The organism is Agrococcus phoenicis, assembly GCF_047302415.1.
In the GTDB taxonomy this organism is placed as follows: Bacteria; Actinomycetota; Actinomycetes; order Actinomycetales; family Microbacteriaceae; genus Agrococcus.
In genome coordinates this window covers 2,678,834-2,696,502 of the sequence record NZ_CP154854.1, presented here as the reverse complement: position 1 = coordinate 2,696,502, position 17,669 = coordinate 2,678,834, and the positions used below count along the sequence as shown (strand labels likewise).

20 protein-coding genes and 1 pseudogene are annotated in these 17,669 nt (G+C 73.2%); 11 read left to right on the top strand and 10 right to left on the bottom strand.

What is annotated here, in order from left to right:
* The first annotated feature begins 6 nt into the window (after positions 1 to 6).
* From AA0Z99_RS13000 to AA0Z99_RS12990, 3 genes are all read left to right on the top strand, one after another.
* The gene (locus AA0Z99_RS13000) at positions 7 to 1,161 is read left to right on the top strand and encodes an MFS transporter (protein WP_413318031.1); all 1,155 of its coding nucleotides are present in this window, start codon (positions 7 to 9) and stop codon (positions 1,159 to 1,161) included.
* Between the two features lie 133 nt (positions 1,162 to 1,294).
* On the top strand, positions 1,295 to 1,873 hold the full coding sequence (locus tag AA0Z99_RS12995; protein WP_413318029.1) for a dihydrofolate reductase family protein: 579 nt from the start codon (positions 1,295 to 1,297) through the stop codon (positions 1,871 to 1,873).
* Positions 1,874 to 1,947: 74 nt separating this feature from the next.
* Positions 1,948 to 2,814 (top strand): alpha/beta fold hydrolase, encoded by an 867-nt coding sequence (locus tag AA0Z99_RS12990; RefSeq protein WP_413318027.1) that lies wholly within the window; start codon positions 1,948 to 1,950, stop codon positions 2,812 to 2,814.
* 172 nt (positions 2,815 to 2,986) lie between these two features.
* Here AA0Z99_RS12990 and AA0Z99_RS12985 read toward each other — a convergent pair whose 3' ends face one another.
* The 6 genes and pseudogenes from AA0Z99_RS12985 to AA0Z99_RS12960 form a co-directional block, all read right to left on the bottom strand.
* On the bottom strand, positions 2,987 to 3,775 hold the full coding sequence (locus tag AA0Z99_RS12985) for an ABC transporter permease (RefSeq protein WP_413320873.1): 789 nt from the start codon (positions 3,773 to 3,775) through the stop codon (positions 2,987 to 2,989).
* A gap of 29 nt (positions 3,776 to 3,804) precedes the next feature.
* Positions 3,805 to 4,626, bottom strand: coding sequence for an ABC transporter ATP-binding protein (locus AA0Z99_RS12980; protein ID WP_413318025.1), 822 nt, complete (start codon positions 4,624 to 4,626; stop codon positions 3,805 to 3,807).
* Positions 4,623 to 5,021 (bottom strand): DUF1048 domain-containing protein, encoded by a 399-nt coding sequence (locus AA0Z99_RS12975; protein ID WP_413318023.1) that lies wholly within the window; start codon positions 5,019 to 5,021, stop codon positions 4,623 to 4,625. The genes AA0Z99_RS12980 and AA0Z99_RS12975 overlap by 4 nt, the downstream gene beginning before the upstream one ends.
* Positions 5,022 to 5,137: 116 nt before the next feature.
* Positions 5,138 to 5,452, bottom strand: a pseudogene (locus AA0Z99_RS12970) (PadR family transcriptional regulator); the annotation flags it as partial.
* A gap of 175 nt (positions 5,453 to 5,627) precedes the next feature.
* A complete protein-coding gene (locus tag AA0Z99_RS12965) occupies positions 5,628 to 6,473 on the bottom strand; it encodes an alpha/beta fold hydrolase (RefSeq protein ID WP_413318021.1) in 846 nt (281 codons plus the stop codon).
* A 129-nt stretch (positions 6,474 to 6,602) separates the two neighbouring features.
* Positions 6,603 to 7,418, bottom strand: a complete 816-nt coding sequence (locus tag AA0Z99_RS12960; RefSeq protein WP_413318019.1) for a hypothetical protein — start codon at positions 7,416 to 7,418, stop codon at positions 6,603 to 6,605.
* A gap of 238 nt (positions 7,419 to 7,656) precedes the next feature.
* Between AA0Z99_RS12960 and AA0Z99_RS12955 the strand changes: the two genes are divergently transcribed.
* A complete protein-coding gene (locus AA0Z99_RS12955; RefSeq protein ID WP_413318017.1) occupies positions 7,657 to 8,877 on the top strand; it encodes a sensor histidine kinase in 1,221 nt (406 codons plus the stop codon).
* A 193-nt stretch (positions 8,878 to 9,070) separates the two neighbouring features.
* On the opposite strand, the gene AA0Z99_RS12950 is transcribed toward AA0Z99_RS12955, so the two are convergent.
* Entirely contained in the window at positions 9,071 to 11,185 is a 2,115-nt protein-coding gene (locus tag AA0Z99_RS12950; protein WP_413318014.1) for a cell wall-binding repeat-containing protein, read from the bottom strand.
* Positions 11,186 to 11,313: 128 nt separating this feature from the next.
* Here AA0Z99_RS12950 and AA0Z99_RS12945 point away from each other — a divergent pair, with 128 nt between their 5' ends.
* The gene (locus AA0Z99_RS12945) at positions 11,314 to 12,012 is read left to right on the top strand and encodes a response regulator (protein WP_413318012.1); all 699 of its coding nucleotides are present in this window, start codon (positions 11,314 to 11,316) and stop codon (positions 12,010 to 12,012) included.
* A 43-nt stretch (positions 12,013 to 12,055) separates the two neighbouring features.
* Complete coding sequence (locus AA0Z99_RS12940) at positions 12,056 to 12,430, top strand: hypothetical protein (RefSeq protein WP_413318010.1); 375 nt, start codon at positions 12,056 to 12,058, stop codon at positions 12,428 to 12,430.
* Positions 12,431 to 12,485: 55 nt separating this feature from the next.
* Here the strand turns inward: AA0Z99_RS12940 and AA0Z99_RS12935 are convergent, their stop codons facing one another.
* Both AA0Z99_RS12935 and AA0Z99_RS12930 read right to left on the bottom strand, forming a co-directional pair.
* Positions 12,486 to 12,692, bottom strand: coding sequence for a helix-turn-helix domain-containing protein (locus AA0Z99_RS12935; RefSeq protein WP_413318008.1), 207 nt, complete (start codon positions 12,690 to 12,692; stop codon positions 12,486 to 12,488).
* Positions 12,692 to 13,114 carry a DUF2975 domain-containing protein gene (locus AA0Z99_RS12930; RefSeq protein WP_413318006.1) on the bottom strand — a complete coding sequence of 141 codons (423 nt, stop codon included), beginning with the start codon at positions 13,112 to 13,114 and terminating at the stop codon, positions 12,692 to 12,694. Before AA0Z99_RS12930 ends, AA0Z99_RS12935 begins: the two co-directional genes overlap by 1 nt.
* A 46-nt stretch (positions 13,115 to 13,160) precedes the next feature.
* Here AA0Z99_RS12930 and AA0Z99_RS12925 point away from each other — a divergent pair, with 46 nt between their 5' ends.
* The 3 genes from AA0Z99_RS12925 to AA0Z99_RS12915 are packed head-to-tail and all read left to right on the top strand — an operon-like array spanning position 13,161 to position 14,643.
* Positions 13,161 to 13,625, top strand: a complete 465-nt coding sequence (locus tag AA0Z99_RS12925) for an ArsR/SmtB family transcription factor (protein ID WP_413318004.1) — start codon at positions 13,161 to 13,163, stop codon at positions 13,623 to 13,625.
* The gene (locus AA0Z99_RS12920) at positions 13,625 to 14,074 is read left to right on the top strand and encodes an SRPBCC family protein (RefSeq protein ID WP_413318002.1); all 450 of its coding nucleotides are present in this window, start codon (positions 13,625 to 13,627) and stop codon (positions 14,072 to 14,074) included. The genes AA0Z99_RS12925 and AA0Z99_RS12920 overlap by 1 nt, the downstream gene beginning before the upstream one ends.
* Positions 14,071 to 14,643 (top strand): dihydrofolate reductase family protein, encoded by a 573-nt coding sequence (locus AA0Z99_RS12915; RefSeq protein ID WP_413318000.1) that lies wholly within the window; start codon positions 14,071 to 14,073, stop codon positions 14,641 to 14,643. The genes AA0Z99_RS12920 and AA0Z99_RS12915 overlap by 4 nt, the downstream gene beginning before the upstream one ends.
* A 30-nt stretch (positions 14,644 to 14,673) precedes the next feature.
* Here AA0Z99_RS12915 and AA0Z99_RS12910 read toward each other — a convergent pair whose 3' ends face one another.
* Positions 14,674 to 15,351: a hypothetical protein gene (locus tag AA0Z99_RS12910; RefSeq protein WP_413317998.1), complete on the bottom strand. Its 678-nt coding sequence runs from the start codon at positions 15,349 to 15,351 to the stop codon at positions 14,674 to 14,676.
* 101 nt (positions 15,352 to 15,452) lie between these two features.
* On the opposite strand from AA0Z99_RS12910, the gene AA0Z99_RS12905 reads away from it, so the two are divergent.
* The gene (locus tag AA0Z99_RS12905) at positions 15,453 to 16,334 is read left to right on the top strand and encodes an ABC transporter ATP-binding protein (RefSeq protein WP_413317996.1); all 882 of its coding nucleotides are present in this window, start codon (positions 15,453 to 15,455) and stop codon (positions 16,332 to 16,334) included.
* Positions 16,331 to 17,464 (top strand): ABC transporter permease, encoded by a 1,134-nt coding sequence (locus AA0Z99_RS12900; protein ID WP_413317994.1) that lies wholly within the window; start codon positions 16,331 to 16,333, stop codon positions 17,462 to 17,464. The genes AA0Z99_RS12905 and AA0Z99_RS12900 overlap by 4 nt, the downstream gene beginning before the upstream one ends.
* Positions 17,465 to 17,669: the final 205 nt, after the last annotated feature.

Genomic DNA, 17,669 nt, shown 5'->3' with positions numbered 1-17,669 from the left:
GGTCCCGTGAGCGCCATCCGCCAGCTGGCGGCGTCGGTGCCGATCCGCACCGCGAGCAGCGGCACCCAGATCGCGATCCCGATCCTCGTCGTCGAGACGACGGGCGATGTGGCGCTCGGTGCCGCGCTCGTCGCGATCGCGCTGCTGCCGGGCATCGTCGCTGCACCGCTCGTGGGCGCCGTGCTCGACCGCGCCCGCCGGCCGCGCGCCTTCATGATGGCCGCCGCCGCCGGCACCGCGGTCGCCTTCGCGATGGCCGCTGCGCTCGACCCGCTGCCCGTCTGGCTGGTCGCGATCGCGCTGGCCATCAGCGGCCTGCTCACGCCCTTCGGCTTCGGCGGCCTGTCGAGCTTCGTCGCGCAGCCCGGCACCGACGCGCGCCGCGCCTACGCGCTCGACGCACTCAGCTACAACGTCAGCGGCGTGGCCGGCCCGGCGGCGGTCGCCGTGCTCGCGCCGACCCTCGGCCCGCGCACCGCGCTCGTCGCGATGGCCGTGATCGCGCTCATCTCGCTCGTCGCCTACCCGCTGCTCGCGATGCCGCCCCGCGCTGGCGAGCGCACGGGCCTGCTGCGATCGATGGCGGCCGGCATCGTCGCCCTCACGACGCGGCGCCGCCTCGCGGTCGTCACCACCTCCGGCACGCTCGCCGAGCTCGCCCGCGGCATCATGCCGATCGCCGCCATCGGCATCGCGCTCGCCACCACCGGCGACGCCGCCTCCAGCGCCGTGATCGTGACCGCCTTCGCGATCGGCGCGCTGCTCGGCGCCGCGATCGAGCCGCTGCGCCGCCAGGTGCTCTCGCCGCAGGCGACGATGCTGATCGGCTTCGCGCTCACCGGGCTCGCGACCCTCGCGGCGGCCATCGACCTCGGCTTCGCCTGGACGGCCGCGCTCGTGGGCCTCTCCGGCCTGTGCACGGCGGCGCCGACCGCGGCGATGCTGCTCCTGCGTCGCACCGAGAGCCCGGATGCGGTGGTCGCCCAGGTCTTCACGGTCGGGTCGGCGCTGCGCACGGCCGCGAGCGCCACCGGCACGGCGATCGCCGGCGCGCTCGCCGGCTTCGAGCCGCTGCTGCTGCTGGCGGGCTCCGGCATCGGCTGGCTCGTCGCGGCCGCGGCCATGCTCGCGTTCGGGCGCACGGGCGACCGCCCGGGCTGACCGCCACCGCGCGTGCCATCTCGCCAGATGGGCCCTATGCGCGGCAGCGCATCCGCCGTACCGTCACGGGCATGACGCCCGGCTGCCGCCGCTGACCTCGCCACGGCCATCCGAGCCCCGCGACAGGAGGACCATGCTCGACACGACCCCGCAGACCCCGGAGGGCAAGGTGCTGTGGCACTTCGCGACCTCCCTCGACGGCTTCGTCGCCGGCCCGGATCACGAGATGGATTGGATGATCGGCACGAACCGCCCGTCGCTCATCGACGAGTACGTCTCGACCCTCGGCGCCGTGCTCGGCGGTCGCACCGGATGGGATCTGGCTGCCGCGAGCGGCGCACGGCCCTACGGCGACTGGGAGGGGCCGATCTTCGTGCTCACGCACCATCCCGAGGATGCCGAGCCGGCCGAGGGCGTCACGTTCCTGACGTGCGAGCCGGCCGAGGCGGTGCGCATCGCGCGGGAGGCGGCGGGCGGCAAGAACGTCGAGGTGCACTCCCCCACCGTCGGGCGTCAGCTGCTGGAGCTCGGCCTCATCGACGAGATCGACCTGCACATCTCGCCCGTGCTCCTCGGCGACGGCATCCGGCTCTACGAGCGGCCCGGCTACCAGCCCGTGCACCTCGACCGCGTCGGCGACGACGGCTCGTCCTCCGAGGTGAACGTGCGCTATCGCCTGGCAGCGCGCCTGAGTCCCGCCGGGCTGACCTGAGCGCCACGGGGCTGGCCGAGCGCCGTCGAACGCCATAGGCTCCCGTCAGCCCGGTTCCGAAGGAGGAGGCCGCCATGGTGCAACGCACGCTCGAGCTGCCAGAGGTCGACCTGGTCTACGACGTCCACGGGCCGCTGCCGCCCGAGGGCGGCCTTCGGCCGCTCCTCATGATCGGTCAGCCGATGGATGCGCGCGGGTTCGACGCGCAGGTCAGGCTGTTCGGCGACCGCACGGTCGTGACCTACGACCCGCGCGGTCTCGGTCGCAGCACGCGCAAGGACGGCGGCGTGACGAACGAGCCCGAGACGCAGGCCGAGGACGTGCATGCGCTCATCGAGGCGCTCGGCGCCGGCGCCGTCGACCTCTTCGCCAGCAGCGGCGGCGCGGTCACCGCCCTCGCGCTCGTCGCGGCTCATCCGCATGACGTGGTGACGCTCGTCGCGCACGAGCCGCCCATCGACTGCGTGCTGCCGGATGCGGAGGCCGTGCAGCGGGCGCGCGCCTCGTACACGCAGCTCTACGAGGACGAGGGCTGGGGCGCAGGCATGGCCGCGTTCATCACGATGACCTCCTGGGAGGGCGAGGTCACCGAGGAGCACCTGGCGCAGCCGTGGCCGAGCGCCGCCGCGCTGGGGATGCCGACGGAGGATGACGGCTCGCGCGACGACCCGCTGCTCTCGGATCGATCGTGGGCGGTGTGCCGCTACGAGCCGGACCTCGAGGCGCTGCGGGCGGCGCCGACCCGGGTCGTCGTCGCGGTGGGCGAGGAGTCGACGCGCGTCTACACCGGGCGCGCGGCGATCGCGCTCGCGGAGCGGCTGGGCCAGCGAGCCACGGTCTTCCCGAGCCACCACGGCGGCTTCGCGGGCGGCGAGTTCGGCTACGCGGGCCAGCCCGAGGCGTTCGCCGCGAAGCTGCGCGAGGTGCTCGCGCAGGGCTGACCAGCGATCGGCCGACCGGCTTCGGCCCGTGCACAGGCGGCCCGTGCACAGGCGGCCCGTGCACAGGCGGCGCGCGCGGAGGGTTCGGTCGTCAGCGGGCGCACGAGCGCACGATCCACCCGTGGCACCGCACAGAGCGGGATCTCCGCGCATCCGCTCGCGCGCAGCGCGCTCAGCCGTGACGACGTCGAGAGACGACGACCGCCAGCACCCACGTCAGCAGCAGGATGCCCACGAGCCAGGCGAGCGCCACCCACAGCTCGCCGCCCACCGGCTGCCCCGCGAGCAGCGCCCGCAGCGAGTCGACGATCGCGGTCACCGGCTGGTGCTCGGCGAACCACGCGACGGGCCCGGGCATCGAGGCGGTGGGCACGAACGCCGACGAGACGAACGGCAGGAAGATGAGCGGATAGCTGAACGCGCTCGCGCCCTCGACCGTCGTGGCCGTCAGCCCCGCGATCACCGCGAGCCAGGTCAGCGCGAGCGTGAACAGCACCAGGATCCCGGCGACCGCGAACCACTCGCCCACTCCCGCGGGGCTGCGGAAGCCGACCAGCAGCGCCACGCCGATCACGATCGCGACCGACACGAGGTTCGCCACCAGTGAGGTGAGCACGTGGGCCCACAGCACGCTCGACCGAGCGATGGGCATCGAGCGGAAGCGCTCGAGCACCCCGCCGTCGAGGTCGAGGAACAGCCGGTAGGCCGTGTAGGCCACGCCCGAGGCGATCGTGATCAGCAGGATGCCGGGCAGCAGGTAGTCGATGTAGGAGCCGCTCGCGCCCGTCTCGATCGCGCCGCCGAAGACGAACACGAACAGCAGCAGCAGCGCGACCGGCGTGACCGCGGTGGTGATGATCGTGTCGGGGCTGCGCAGGATGTGGCGCAACGAGCGCCCGGTGAGCACGCCCGTGTCGGTGAGCGGATGCCCGAGGCCGGCCGCGCGGGTCGGCGCCCGCAGCGCAGGCTGGAGGGAAGCCTCTGGGTTCGTCACGGTCGTGCTCCTTCGTGTCCTGCGCCGGTGCCCGCTCCCGCGCCGCCCGCTCCTGCGCCGCTGCCGACGAGCGCGAGGAAGACCTCCTCGAGCGACGGCTGCCGCTCGACGAGCTCGACCCGCGCCGCTGGCAGCAGCGCCCGCAGCTCGGCGAGCGTGCCGTGCTGGAGGATCACGCCCTCGTGCAGGATCGCGATGCGATCTGCCAGCTGCTCGGCCTCCTCGAGGTGCTGCGTCGTCAGCAGCACGGTCGTGCCGCCCTCGCGCAGCCGTCGGATCGTCGACCACACCTCCTGCCGCGACTGCGGGTCGAGGCCGGTGGTCGGCTCGTCGAGCACGAGCACCGGTGGGTCGCCGACGAGGCTCATCGCGATGTCGAGCCGCCGCCGCATGCCGCCGGAGTACGTGCCCGCGAGCCTGCCGGCGGCGTCGGTGAGCGCGAAGCGCTCGAGCAGCGCATCGACGAGGCGCGCGGGCGCGGGCAGATGGCGCAGGCGTGCGATCAGCACGAGGTTCTCCCGCCCCGTCAGCCGCTCGTCGACCGCTGCGAACTGGCCGGTGAGGCTGATCGACTCGCGCACCCGGCCGGCAGCTCGGGCGACGTCGAAGCCGTGCACAGTCGCGCTGCCGGCATCCGCCCGCAGCAGTGTCGAGAGGATGCGCACCAAGGTCGTCTTGCCCGCACCGTTGGAGCCGAGCAGCGCCGTGACGGTGCCGGGCGCGACATCGAGGTCGACGCCGCGCAGCACGGCACGACCCTTGAACGCCTTGCGGATGCGCGAGGCGCGGATCGCGGGCGCGACCAGCTCGGTGGTCATGACGGGGATCCTTGGGCGCCGGATCCGCGGTCGGCGTGCGCCTCGCGGTCGGCCTGCCCGATCGCCTCGACGAGGCGCTCGCGCTCCTTGGCGACCCATTGGCCGTCTCGATAGTTCGCCAGGAAGGTCTCGGCGAACTCCACCGGGTCGTCGCCGACGATGGCGCGCACCGGCGTGCCGTCTGCCGCCGACGCCTCGAAGAGGTCGGCGAGATCCTCGAGCATCTGCACGAGCACGTCGCCCTTGGCGATGGCACCCGCATGCAGCAGGTAGCGCTCGAGCCCCGCGACCGCCGTGCGATGCGATGCGGGCAGGGCGCTCGCCCGTGCCCGGTAGTCGCGCCAGCGGCGCTTGTCGTCGAAGGATCCGGTGACCTTCTCGAGCCAGTTCGTCATGATCGTGCTCCTCGGTGCTGGGTGCCGGCGTCCGCGTCGGCGTCGTGCTCGGTGGTGGTGGGGCCGTCGCTGCCGAGGGCAGCAGCGGCGGCGACGCTGGTGCTGGCGGCGTGGCGGTGCAGCTCCTCGATGCGCGCGGCGAGGAAGCCCCAGGTCTGCCAGAAGTCGTCGAGCTGCTCGTCGCCCGCCGCGTTCAGCGAGTAGACCTTGCGAGGCGGGCCCTTCTCGCTCGGCACGCGCTCGACGTCGACCAGGCCGCGCTGCTCGATCCGCACGAGCAGGGCGTAGATCGTGCCCTCCGCGATCTCTGCGAAGCCCTCCTCGCGCAGGCGCGCGGTGATCTCGTAGCCGTAGGCGGGCCGCACGCTGAGGATCCCCAGGATGATGCCCTCGAGCGTGCCCTTGAGCATCTCGGTCATCTGCTTGCCCACGGGGGCCTCCTCGCGCTAGTCAGCATCAGTAGGTACAGGTACATAGTAACGCCGAGTAGCGGATGCGCAAGCGTGCGATCGGCGCGACGCACGCGGGGGCGCCGATCCGGGAGCGCAGCGACGAGAGCCCGGCGCCGTCGCGAGCGACGGGGCCGGGCCCTCCGGTGCGGTCGGATCAGCGCTGCAGGAACTCCAGCAGCGCCGCGTTGAAGCCCTCCGCGTGGCTCAGGTTGCAGCCGTGCGGCGCACCGGGCAGCAGCACGACCTCGCTGCCGGGGATCGCGGCGTGCGTGCGCTGGCCCGAGCCCTCGAAGGGCACGATGCCGTCGGCGTCGCCGTGCAGCACGAGCGTCGGGACCGTGATCTGCGCGAGGTCGTCGGTGAAGTCGGCGAGCCCGAACGACTGCATCGCCTCGAGCGCGGCGAGCTCATCGGCCTGCCGGCAGAGCGCGATGGAGCGCTGGCGATCAGCCTCGCTCACCAGCACCTCGCCGTCGGCGTTCGCCGAGTAGAACTGCTTCGTGAACTGGTCGAAGAAGCCGTCGCGGTCGGCGGTGAGCTGCGCGGTCATCTCGGCTGCCTGCTCTGCCGTCAGCGGCCCGTCGGGGTTCTCGGCCGACTGCATCATGCGCGGCGGCACGGCGGCGGCGAACACCACGCTGCGCAGCCGCTCCTGCCCGTGCCGGGCGATGTAGCGCGCGACCTCGCCGCCGCCCATCGAGAAGCCGACGAGCGTGACGTCGCGCAGGTCGAGCGCATCCAGCAGACCTGCGAGGTCGTCGGCGAGGGTGTCGTAGTCGTAGCCGGTCGACGGCTTGTCGCTCTGCCCGAACCCGCGCCGGTCGTACGCGACGGTGCGGTAGCCGCCGGCGACCAGCGGGCCCACCTGCGGCTCCCACGACGCGCCCGAGAGCGGCCAGCCGTGGATCAGCACCACGGGGCGGCCCTCGCCGCGCTCCTCGACGTGTACCTGCACGTCCCTCAGCCCCAGCATCTGCGTGTTCACGGGGATCTCGGTCATGTCTGCCTCCTCCTGGATCACCGCCACGGTAGCCCGCGCACCTGGCGTCGCATCCGGCTGTTGCCTAGCCGGGCCACAGGCGCTCGGAGCGCGCTCCCAGGCGCCGCCTCGGATCGATCGCGCGGTGCGTCAGGGCACCGCGTCGGCCGGCACCTCGTGCAGCTCGACCGTCTCCATCACCGCGAGCGCCTCCTCCACGGCGGGCGAGGCCCCGAGGTACGCACGCGCCTCATCGGCCGACTCCAGCACCACCGGCGAGGGCTGCTCGCCGTCGTGCAGCATCAAGAACCCGCGGGATCGATCCTCGTCGTCTCCCTGGAAGAGCAGCATCGGCGCCCCGTCATCGCCGAGCATCCCGGTGAAGACGTACGGCACGTACCCGCCGGACTCCGCGATCCACATCGCGATCGCCGTCACGTCGCCGTCGATCGTGCGCTGCTCGACGATCTCGAACTCGCCGGACGCGGCGCTCTGCTGCACCGTCATGCCGTCCCGGTAGACCAGCTGCACCCCCGAATCGAGCGTGAAGCGCACGTCGTTGAACCAGCGCGCGCCCTCGGCCGGGTTCTCGGCGCTGGCGTCCTCGACGCCTGTTCCCGCGGGCAGCTGCACCGTCATCGTGCCGGTCTGCGTCTCGAAGGCGGTGGCGGATGCGTCGGCACCCGCGGGCGGGGCGGCCGCCTCGCTCGACGGTGCAGGCCCGCTCGGCTCGGTGGTCGCGGGCGCTGTCGCCTCAGCGCCCGCCGTCGTCTCAGCGCCCGCCGACGTCTCAGCGGGCTCGCCGCCGCCGCAGCCGGTCAGCACGAGTGCTGCCGCTGCGAGGGCCGCCAGCGCAGGGGCGACCCTGCCCCGCGTCGACGCGCGCCGGCGCGACGGGTAAGGGATGGCGGCGATCGCGGGCAGCGGTGCGAGCGAGCGCTGGCCGTCCGTGGGCAGGGTGGGCATGGGACTCCTCGGGTGGGCAGCAGGCCCGAAGGACGCTATCGCACGCGCCTCGCCGAGCCCTCGGCGCGGCCGCGGATCCCGGGCTGCGCGCCCTGAGGCAGTGCGCGGCGCGCCGCGAGCGCGGCTCCGCCGCCTGACCGCGCCGCCGGGCCGCTCCCCCGACCGGCGGAGGTGCCGCGCGCCTCCGCCCATCGCCTGGCGGAGGCGATCGCCGACGCAGCGCGCCTAGGCTCGAGGCATGCCCGTGCGCCCTGCCCCCGACGCGAGGTCGCTGCGCGCCGACGTGCTGCTGGCGGTCGGCCTGGGCTTCGTCGGCTGCCTGATGGTGGCGCTCTCGTGGAACCTGGAGCCGCTCGAGGTGCCGATCTGGCACCCGCTGCTGGCCGCCGTGCTGCTGCCGCTGCCGCTGGTGCTGCGGCGGCGGTTCCCGATCATCGTCGTCATCTGCCAGACCGCGATCTACATGGTGGCGGGCGAGCTCGGCGTGCTGGAGATGTACGCCTCGCAGGTGGCGCTCTTCATGGGCTTCTACTCGATCGGCGCCTGGGATGCGAACCGCACCCGCGCGCACTGGGCGCGCGTCGCGATCGCGATCCTGATGGCCGGCTGGCTCGCGACCTCGGCCGTGCGCGGGTTCCTCGACCCCGAGACGGGCGAGCGGGGCGTCTCGGCCTACTTCGCGCTCCTGATCATCCAGATCATCATCAACATCGCCTACTTCGGCGCCGCCTGGGTGTTCGGCGATCGCGCCTGGGCGAGCGCGCTCGAGCGCGAGCGCCTCTCCGCCGCGCACGACGAGATCGTGGCGCAGCAGGCGCAGCTGGCCGAGCAGGCCGTCTCCCTCGAGCGCCTGCGCATCGCCCGCGAGCTGCACGACGTGGTGGCGCACCACGTGTCGGCGATGGGCGTGCAGGCCGGTGCGGCCCGGCGCATGCTGACCGTCGACGCAGACCGGGCGGCGGATGCGCTGCGCCACGTCGAGCAGTCGGCGCGCGACGCGATCGGCGAGCTGCGGGCGCTCGTCGTGACGCTGCGCTCCGACGACGACGGTGCCGCCGCGACCCCCGACCTCGAGCTGCTGCCCGAGCTCGTCGAGCAGGCCCGCGCAGCCGGGCAGCGCATCTCGCTCGCTGCGGTCGGCGAGCCGCGGCAGGTGTCGCCGATGGTGGGGCTGATGGCATTCCGCGTGGTGCAGGAGGCGCTCACGAACGCTCGCAAGCACGCCGGCCCCGTCGCACAGGTCGACGTGCGCGTGCGCTACCTGCCGGACGAGCTCGAGGTCGAGGTCGCCGACGACGGGCACGGCGCGGGCACCGGCGAGCAGGGCGCGGGCGCGGGCGTGCTGGGCATGCGCGAGCGCGTCGCCGCGCTCGGGGGCTCGCTCGAGGTGGGGCCGCGGTCGCGCGGCGGCTGGCTGGTCCGGGCCCGCGTTCCCGCGCTCGCCGCGGGCGCCGACTGACGCCCCCACGCCGGCACGCCGCCGCTCCCCTGCGTTGCGCGGGGTGCGCCATCGACGGCACGGCCGGCGCGGGGCGATGGCCGTCGCTGAGCGAGGACCTTCGCTGAGCGAGGACCGGCGCTGGGCGAGGACCGGCGAGCGGCGCTGGGCGGTGCACCCACCGAGGGTGGTGCCGCGCAGCGCCGCTGCCGGCTCAGCAGCCCGTGTAGCGGAGGGCCGAGGTGTAGATCGTCGGCGGGCCGCCGAGCACGAGCACCGATTCCGGCTTCGCGCGCACGAGCGCTGCTCGCACCTCGTCGGGCATGCAGTGGCGCGAGGTCAGCAGCATGGGCGCGTTCTGCACCCCTGCCACGGCAGCGCCGGCGAGGGCGTCGGGGAAGTTCTGACCGCTGACGACGTAGGCCGTGCCCACGTCGCCGAAGTCGGCCGCGAGCCGCACCGAGGTCTCGAAGCGGTTGCTGCCTCCGTAGCGCACCACCGTCGCGCCCGTGTTGGCGATGCCGGTGGCGATGGGCGCGGAGACCGCCGAGCCGTTGCCGACCACGCCTGCCCAGCGCACACCGAGCCGCTGCACCGTCGCGCGCGTGGGCGCGTCGAACCCACGGCGGTTGTCGACCAGCAGCACCGGGCCGTCTCGGCGCGCGGCCGCAGGACCGGCGGAGAGCGCGTCGGGGAACCGCAGACCGGTGGCGAAGAAGGCGGAGGAGGCCGAGCGGAACGCGTACTCCGCGATCAGGCGGCTGGTCTCGAACCGATCCTTGCCGCCGAGCCGCAGCACGGGGTTGGTCGCGGACGTCTGCGCATCCGGGCCCGCCGCCTCGGCGGTGGCCGCTGCCGGCCCCTGCGGGTCGAGCTCGTCGGCGGATGCCGGGGCAGCGCTCGGGGTCGACGTCGCCGCAGCATCCGGCGCAGCGGATGCGGTCGGCGCAGCGCTCGCTGCCGGGTCGGCCGCAGGAGTCGCGGTCGGCTCGGCGCTCTCGGGCGTCGCCGTGCTCTCGCTCGGCTCCGCCTCGGATCCCTCGCTCGGGATCGGCGTCGCCGTGCTGCTCGGCGCGGGCTCCGGCGTCGCACCGGGCTCGGCGCCGGTCGTCGGGGCGGGCTCGGCGGGCGGTGTCGCCGTCGGCTCGAGGTCGGGCGACTCGGTCAGCGCATCGACGCTCACCGTCGCGCCCGCGAGCGGTCCCCGACTGCCCCAGAGCCCTCGCACCGCGGTCTCCACCCCGGTCGAGACGGAGTTCGCGTCGCCGACGATCACGACGCGCTGCGGGCGCAGCCGAACGATCTCGTCGAGCACGTGCCTCGGCACCTCTGCGCGCGGCGTCAGCAGCACCGGGCCGCCCTGGTGGGCTGCCGCGGGCCCGGCGGAGAGCCCGTCGGGGAAGTTCTGGCCGCTGGCGAGGTAGACCACCGGGACACCGGCGCCGAACTCGCTGCGGGAGACCGCGACGGCCGTGCGGTACCGGTCGGTGCCGGAGATGCGCTTCGCCTCCGGCAGCTGCGCCACCGTGAGGGTCGGGTCGCCGAACCAGTCGGTCCACATGCGCCACGTGTTGCGGTTGCCGTACGAGGAGCAGGTGTTGCCCGTGCCGTACATGTTCGCGAGCGCGGCGGCGTTGGGCCGGTAGGGCGTGTAGTTGTAGAGGCCGGCGGTCGCGGCGTTGCGGATCGTGATCGCGCTCCGGCCGCAGGCCTGGTTCGGGTGCCACCACACCCAGTTGGTCACGCCCGCGCGGTGCGACCAGCGCTCGGGGTGCGCCGCGTAGCGCTGGAACTGCCGGGCGCCGTAGTAGACCTGGTAGAAGAACCCGCCGACGCTCGCGTCGCAGGGGGCGGTGTCGGGGCAGCCGAAGCCGGTCGCCGCCGTCCACTGCCTCGCGCTGGGGCTGCGCGAGGTGACGAGCGACTGCTCCTTCTGCAGCAGCACGAGCAGGTAGCGCTGCGAGATGTTGCAGGCCTGGCCGACGCGCGCGATGAGGCTCGCCGCCGACTCGCTCGCGCGGCCGGCGAGACCGGCGCAGTAGGCGTCGGCGGGCATCGTCGGCGTGCGCTGCGTGTAGTTCTCCAGGCACGTGCGACCCGCCAGGCAGCCGGGGTTCTTGGCGTCGATGAAGGCCTGCACCTGCGAGGCGCTCATCGCGCGGCCGTCGTAGAACTGCTGATCGGAGATCAGGTAGCCGGGGTCGAAGTCCGCTGCGTTCGCGGCGGCTGACGCCTGGCCGGCGGGACCGGTCGACGGGACGACGGTCAGCAGGGCGCCGACGAGTGCGGTCATCACGACGGCGACGATGAGGCGAGGGCGCGAGCGCATGCTGCAACCATTCCTTGAGGGTTAGGGTTCACCCAAGAGTAAGCGCCGAATGTGCCATTTCGGGCAGGTTTACACCATAACGCTGTGATAGCGCGGCAACACGCGGACGACCTCAGTATCGTGACGCTGTGACGCGCATCCTCCTGGTCGACGACCAGTCCCTCGTCCGCGCCGGGTTCGAGACGATCCTGTCGAGCGAACCCGGCTTCGAGGTCGTCGGTCAGGCCAAGGACGGCGCCGAGGGCGTGGCGCTCGCGAGCGAGCTGCAGCCCGACGTGATCTGCATGGACGTGCAGATGCCGGTGATGGACGGTCTGGAGGCCACCCGCCGGATCACCCAGGGCTCGTCGCACCCCGCGGTGCTGATGCTGACGACCTTCGATCGCGAGGACTTCCTCTTCGATGCCCTCTCGGCCGGCGCCTCCGGCTTCCTGCTGAAGACGGCGGAGCCCGAGCACCTGATCGACGCGGTGCACGCGCTCGCCCGCGGCGACGCGCTCCTCTCCCCCGAGGTGACGCGCCGCGTGATCGAGCGCTTCGCGGCGACGCCCGAGGCCCCGACGGCGACGCCGAGCAGTGCCGCGGGCGCCGCATCCGGTGGCGAGTCGGCAGACCGGGCGCTCGAGCAGCTCACCGAGCGCGAGCGCGAGACGCTGCTGCTGCTCGCGCGCGGCCGCTCGAACGCCGAGATCGCCGCGGAGCTCTTCGTCGGCGAGGCGACCGTGAAGACCCACGTGTCGAACGTGCTGCTGAAGCTCGGCATCCGCGACCGCATCCACGCCGTCATCTGGGCCTACGAGCGTGGCGTGGTCGCACCGCACGCCTGAGCCAGGAGCCCTCACAGCCCGCGCGCTCGCTAGGCTCGGGTGCATGCGTGCTCGAACTGCTGCCATCGCCGCCTCCGCCGCCGCGATGCTGCTGCTCGCGGGGTGCTCCGCGGGCCCGTCCGCCTACTGCGAGACCCTGCAGGAGCAGCCGGCCGGCAACTACGTCTTCAACCCCTACATCGGGTGGGGCTCGGGCCCGGCCGAGGTCGACAGCAGGCTCGCGGCCATGGATGCGGTGGGTGAGCCGCCGAGCGAGCTGGCCGATGCGTGGGCGACCTGGCACGCGCACCTGACGGCCATCAGCGACGCGGAGACCGCCGGCGAGGCCCCGGCCGAGCTGATCTCGGCGTCCTCGTCCGGTGAGGCGGCCGAGGCGGGCACCGCGCTCAGCGACCACTACGTGGACGCCTGCCTCTAGGCGATCTGCCCTCCTGCCGCTCCTCGCGCGGCACGGCGCGGCTGCGACCGGTGCGTCACTCGGGCTCGTGGGCCAGAAGGTCGCCCGGCTGGCACTCCAGCACGCGGCAGATGGCGTCCAGGGTCGAGAAGCGCACAGCCTTGGCGCGACCGCTCGTCAGCACGTGCAGGTTCGCCGGCGTGATGCCGATCCGCTCGGCCAGCTCGGCGACGCTGAGCTTGCGCTTCGCGAGCTCGACGTCGAGGTTCAGCACGATCGGCATCAGACGACCTCGGCCATCTCGTGCTCGAGGTCGGTCGCCTTCGTCAGCAGTCCGCGCATCACGATGAGCAGCAGGCCGATCCCGGCCGCACCGAAGCAGCCGACGGTCGCGAAGATCGCGACGACCGGCGGCAGGGCGCCCGCGATCGCGAGGATGCCGAGCGCGACCGCGAACAGGGCCGATGCGGCGAGCGCGCACGCGGTCATCACGTCGACGAGGCGCAGGGCGCGCGGGTCGAAGATGCGCTCGCGCGCGACCATCGACAGCAGGCGCCACATGACGACGAGGGCGACCTGCGCGCAGAGGATGATCGCGATGCAGCCGAGGATGCCCGGCCAGTGCAGCCCCGCCGCCTGCGGCATCGCCCAAGCGGATGCGACCGCGCTCAGGGTGTTGACACGCGAGCCGAGCAGGCGGACCATGGGTCGCAGCGCGTAAGCAAGTGCTAACGCAACGAGGAGGTGTCGGATGCCGATCGCGACCGATCCGCTCAGCCGCATCTTCTTCGCGCTTGCCGATCCGACGCGGCGCGCGATGCTGCACCGGCTCGAAGCGGGCAGCGCGACGGTCGGCGAGCTCGCGGAGCCGTTCGCGATCAGCAGGCCCGCGGTCTCGCAGCACCTCCGCGTGCTCGACGACGCCGGTCTCATCGAGCGCACCCGGCGCGGCCAGTGGCGCTCGTGCGCGCTGCGCCCCGAGGGCCTCGACGATGCAGAGCGCTGGGTCGCGGAGCACCGGGCCGCCTGGCAGCAGCGCTTCGACCGCCTCGACCAGGCGCTCGCCGCCCTCGTCGCGGGCCCTGCCGCGACCGCTGCCCGGGCCACGGGAGCCGCCGACCGCCGCGACGCATCCGAGTCCCGCGACGCATCCGACCACGGCGACACCCGCACCACCGACGACACCCGCACCGCCGACGACACCGAGGAGCACTGATGGGCACGACGAAGCAGTTCACGATCACCCGAGCCTTCGACGCACCGCGCGCAGCGGTCTGGCGCGCGTGGACGGATCCGGCGATCGCCGCGCAGTGGTGGCATCCGCACGAGGTGGTGACGCCACCGGAGTCGGTCGAGATCGACCTGCGGGTCGGCGGCACCTACCGGTACGTCATGGTCGCGCCCGACGGCAGCGAGTACCCGACGGGCGGCGAGTACCTCGAGCTGCGCGAGCCCGAGCGGCTTCGGTTCTCGTGGGCCGACCCGGGCGACGCGGTCGCCGACGCCATGCTCATCACGATCGACCTGCGCGAGCTGCCCGACGACCGCTGCGAGATGACCTTCCACCTCGCCGGCGTCGATGAGGATCGCGCCACCGAGGAGAGCATCCACGCCGGCTGGAGCGAGGCCTTCGTCGAGCTCGACGAAGCGCTGGCGCGCGCATGATCACCGTCGAGCAGATCGTCTCGGCCGACGGCTTCGCGGCCGAGCCCGACGGCGGCATGCGATTCGTCGCGGCGACCGCGCCCGACGACAACCGCACCGACGCCTCGCAGCTCGCGATGCTCGAGTCGATCGACGCGATCGTGCTGGGGCGCCGCACCTACGAGATGTTCGCGAGCTACTGGCCGACCGCCGACCCGAACCGCGAGCGCGTGGCCGGGCCCATCGCGCGACTGCCGAAGCTCGTCGTCTCGTCGAGCCTCGAGCGCGCGCCGTGGGGCGACGGCGAGATCGAGGTCCTGCGCCCGGAGCCGAGCGCGGCGGATGCGGTGCGCGGCCTCGAGGGCAGGTTCGGCTCCGTCGTCGTCTGGGGCTCGCTGCAGCTGGCGAACGCGCTGCTCGAGGCGGGCCTGGTCACGAGGCTGCGCCTGCGGATCTGCCCCGCGCTGATCGGTGAGGGCCTGCGCTTCACGCCCCCGAGCCTCGACCAGCAGCTGCTGCGGCTCACCTCCTCCACCGCGCTGCCCTCCGGCCACCTCGTCACGGAGTACGCGCTGACCCCCGCCCGCTGACGCGCGCTGCCGCCGCCCCGGCGGCTGCGGCTAGGCCTCCGGCCGCGGCCGCCGCACCAGCTCGAGCCGCACGAGCGGCAGCAGGTGCTTCGCCAGCACCACCGTCGCGACCGTGTCGTCGAGCTCGACCCCGAGGCTCACGACGTGCTCGTCCGCGATCGTGATCCCCGGCAGCCGCGCGCCGTCGACGACGACGGACGCGGCGACAGCGTCAGCGGCCGACGGCGGGTCGATGAAGGAGTCGGGATGGAACGGCACCGGATGCCGCTCCTCGCGGAAGGTGTTGGCGATCACGTTCCGCATGTGCAGCGCGAGCCGCTCGGCCAGCGACGAGTCGTCGAGACCGAGCACGTGCGTCTGCACGGCCTCGTACGCCATCGGGAACCGCATCCACCGCAGCAGCTCGACGGCCGCGGGCGAGAACCGCGGCGAGGGGTTCGCGAGCGCCGCCTCCAGATCCGGCGAGAGCTCGAGGTGGTTGCTCGGATCCTCGAGGTCGTCGGGGTTCCTGATCACCGCGTACATGATCGAGGCGTCCGTCCAGTGCCTCGGCCCGCCGTCTATCGACGACGAGGTCGTGTTCACCCCGATCTCGCGGATGCTCGGCTGCGGCACGAGCGTGACGAACCGCACGGGGAACGTGGCCGCCACCTCGTCGATCGTCGGCAGATCGGGGAGCGGACGGGTCTCGTCGTCGGCGAAGCGCATGCCGTGAGCCTCGCACGTGCCTCCCTCCCCCGCCAGGGGGAGACGCGATTCCCACCCGCAGGCGGAGGTGGCCGGACATCCGGGCTCCCTAGCGTTGAGGCATGCTCTCCATCCATGCGATCAGTCGCTCCTTCAACGGGCACCAAGCGCTCAAGGACATCTCCTTCGAGGTGCACGACGGCCTGATGACCGGCTTCGTCGGCGCCAACGGTGCCGGCAAGACCACCGCCATGCGGATCCTGCTCGGCGTGCTGTCGCCCGACAGCGGCGAGGTGCGCATGGACGGCCGCCCGATCACCGCGGATGACCGCGCGCAGTTCGGCTACATGCCCGAGGAGCGCGGCCTCTACCCGAAGATGAAGGTGCACGAGCAGCTCGTCTACCTGGCCCGCCTGCACGGCATGACGGCCGCCAGTGCTGCCAAGCGCGCCGACGACCTGCTCGAGCGCCTGGGCCTCGGCGAGCGCAAGGACGATACGCTCGAGTCGCTCAGCCTCGGCAACCAGCAGCGCGCGCAGATCGCCGCCGCGCTCGTGCACGACCCCTCCGCGCTCGTGCTCGACGAGCCCTTCTCGGGGCTCGACCCGATGGCGGTCGAGGTCACGCTCGACGTGCTGCGCGACGTCGCCCGCTCCGGCGCCCCGGTGCTCTTCTCCAGCCACCAGCTCGACGTCGTCGAGCGCCTCTGCGACTCGCTCGTGATCCTCGCCCACGGCGAGGTGCGCGCCGCCGGCACCCGTGCCGAGATCCGCGCCGCGCACACCCGCCCCGAGTGGGTGCTCGAGACCGACGACGCGGGCTTCGTGCGCGCGATCCCCGGCGTCGAGGTGATCGAGTTCGACGGCGGCCACGTGCGCTTCGCCGCCGACAGCACCGAGGCCGCCGACCGCGTGCTCCGCGACGCGATCGAGCGCGGCACCGTGCGCAGCTTCGCCCCCTCCGTCCGCCCGCTGAACGAGATCTTCCAGGAGGTCGTCCGATGAGCGCCACCACCGCATCCGCCCCCGCCGACGGCGGGCGCACCAACCACCGCGGCCGCACCGGCTTCTGGCAGGCCACCGGCATCGTCGCCCAGCGCGAGATCCTCATCCGCGTGCGATCGAAGTCGTTCATCATCTCGACCGCGATCATGCTCGCGCTGATCCTGGCCGGCGTGCTCTTCTCCTCGGTCGGGCCCCAGCTGTTCGACGAGGACACCGCGGTCGCGACCATCGCGACCATCGCGCCCGCCCTGCAGGGCATGGACGGGATCGCCGTCGAGACGCTCGGCTCGGCGGATGCGGTGCGGCAGGCCGTGCAGTCGGGCGCGGCCAGCGCGGGCGTGCTGCCGGGCACCGGGGCGAGCGGCCTGCTCGTGATCGGCGACCGCGAGACGCCCTCGGCGATCGTCCAGATGCTCAGCGTCACGCCCGAGGTCGAGCTGCTCGACCCCAACGCGCCCGACCCGCTGCTCACCTACTTCATCGGCATCGCCTTCGGCATCGTCTTCTTCTCGTCGGCGATCACGTTCGGCCAGACGATCGCGCAGTCGGTCGTCGAGGAGAAGCAGTCGCGCATCGTCGAGATCATGCTCGCCGCGATCCCCGCCCGCGCCATCCTCGCGGGCAAGGTGATCGGCAACTCGGTGCTCGCCTTCGGCCAGATCCTGCTGATCGCGGGCGTCGTGCTGCTGGGCGGCGCCATCACGGGATCGCAGCTGCTGCTCGACGGGCTGGGCATGCCGATCGTGTGGTTCGTGGTGCTGTTCACCGTCGGCTTCGTGATGCTCGCGTCGCTCTACGCGGCGGCCGCGGCGCTCGTGTCGCGCGCCGAGGATCTCGGCACGGCGACGAGCCCGCTGATGATGCTGGTGATGCTCCCCTACATCGCGGTGATCATCTTCAACAACAACCCGGTGGCGCTGCAGATCATGTCGTACGTGCCCTTCTCGGCGCCCGTGGCCGTGCCGATGCGCGTCTACCTGCAGTCGCAGGAGTGGTGGGAGCCCTACCTGTCGCTCGCCATCCTGGTCGCCTTCACGGTCGCGGTGATCGCCTTCGCGGCGAAGATCTACGAGCGCTCGCTGCTGAAGACCGGCTCGATCGTGAAGTGGCGGGATGCGCTGAAGCAGTAGCGCGCCGCGCTCCCGCAGCGGCCCCCGGCACTCGCCCGGGGGCCGCTGCCGCGCGTGCCCCGCCCGCTCCGGCACAACGCAAGCCCCGCGAGGGATCGGCGCGCCAGATCATCGCCGCCGCGGGCACTCGCCGGGCACCGTCGCTCGACGGCTTGCGTTGTGCGAGGAGCGTGGGCGGCGGGGTGCGGGAGCGAGCGCGAGTTGA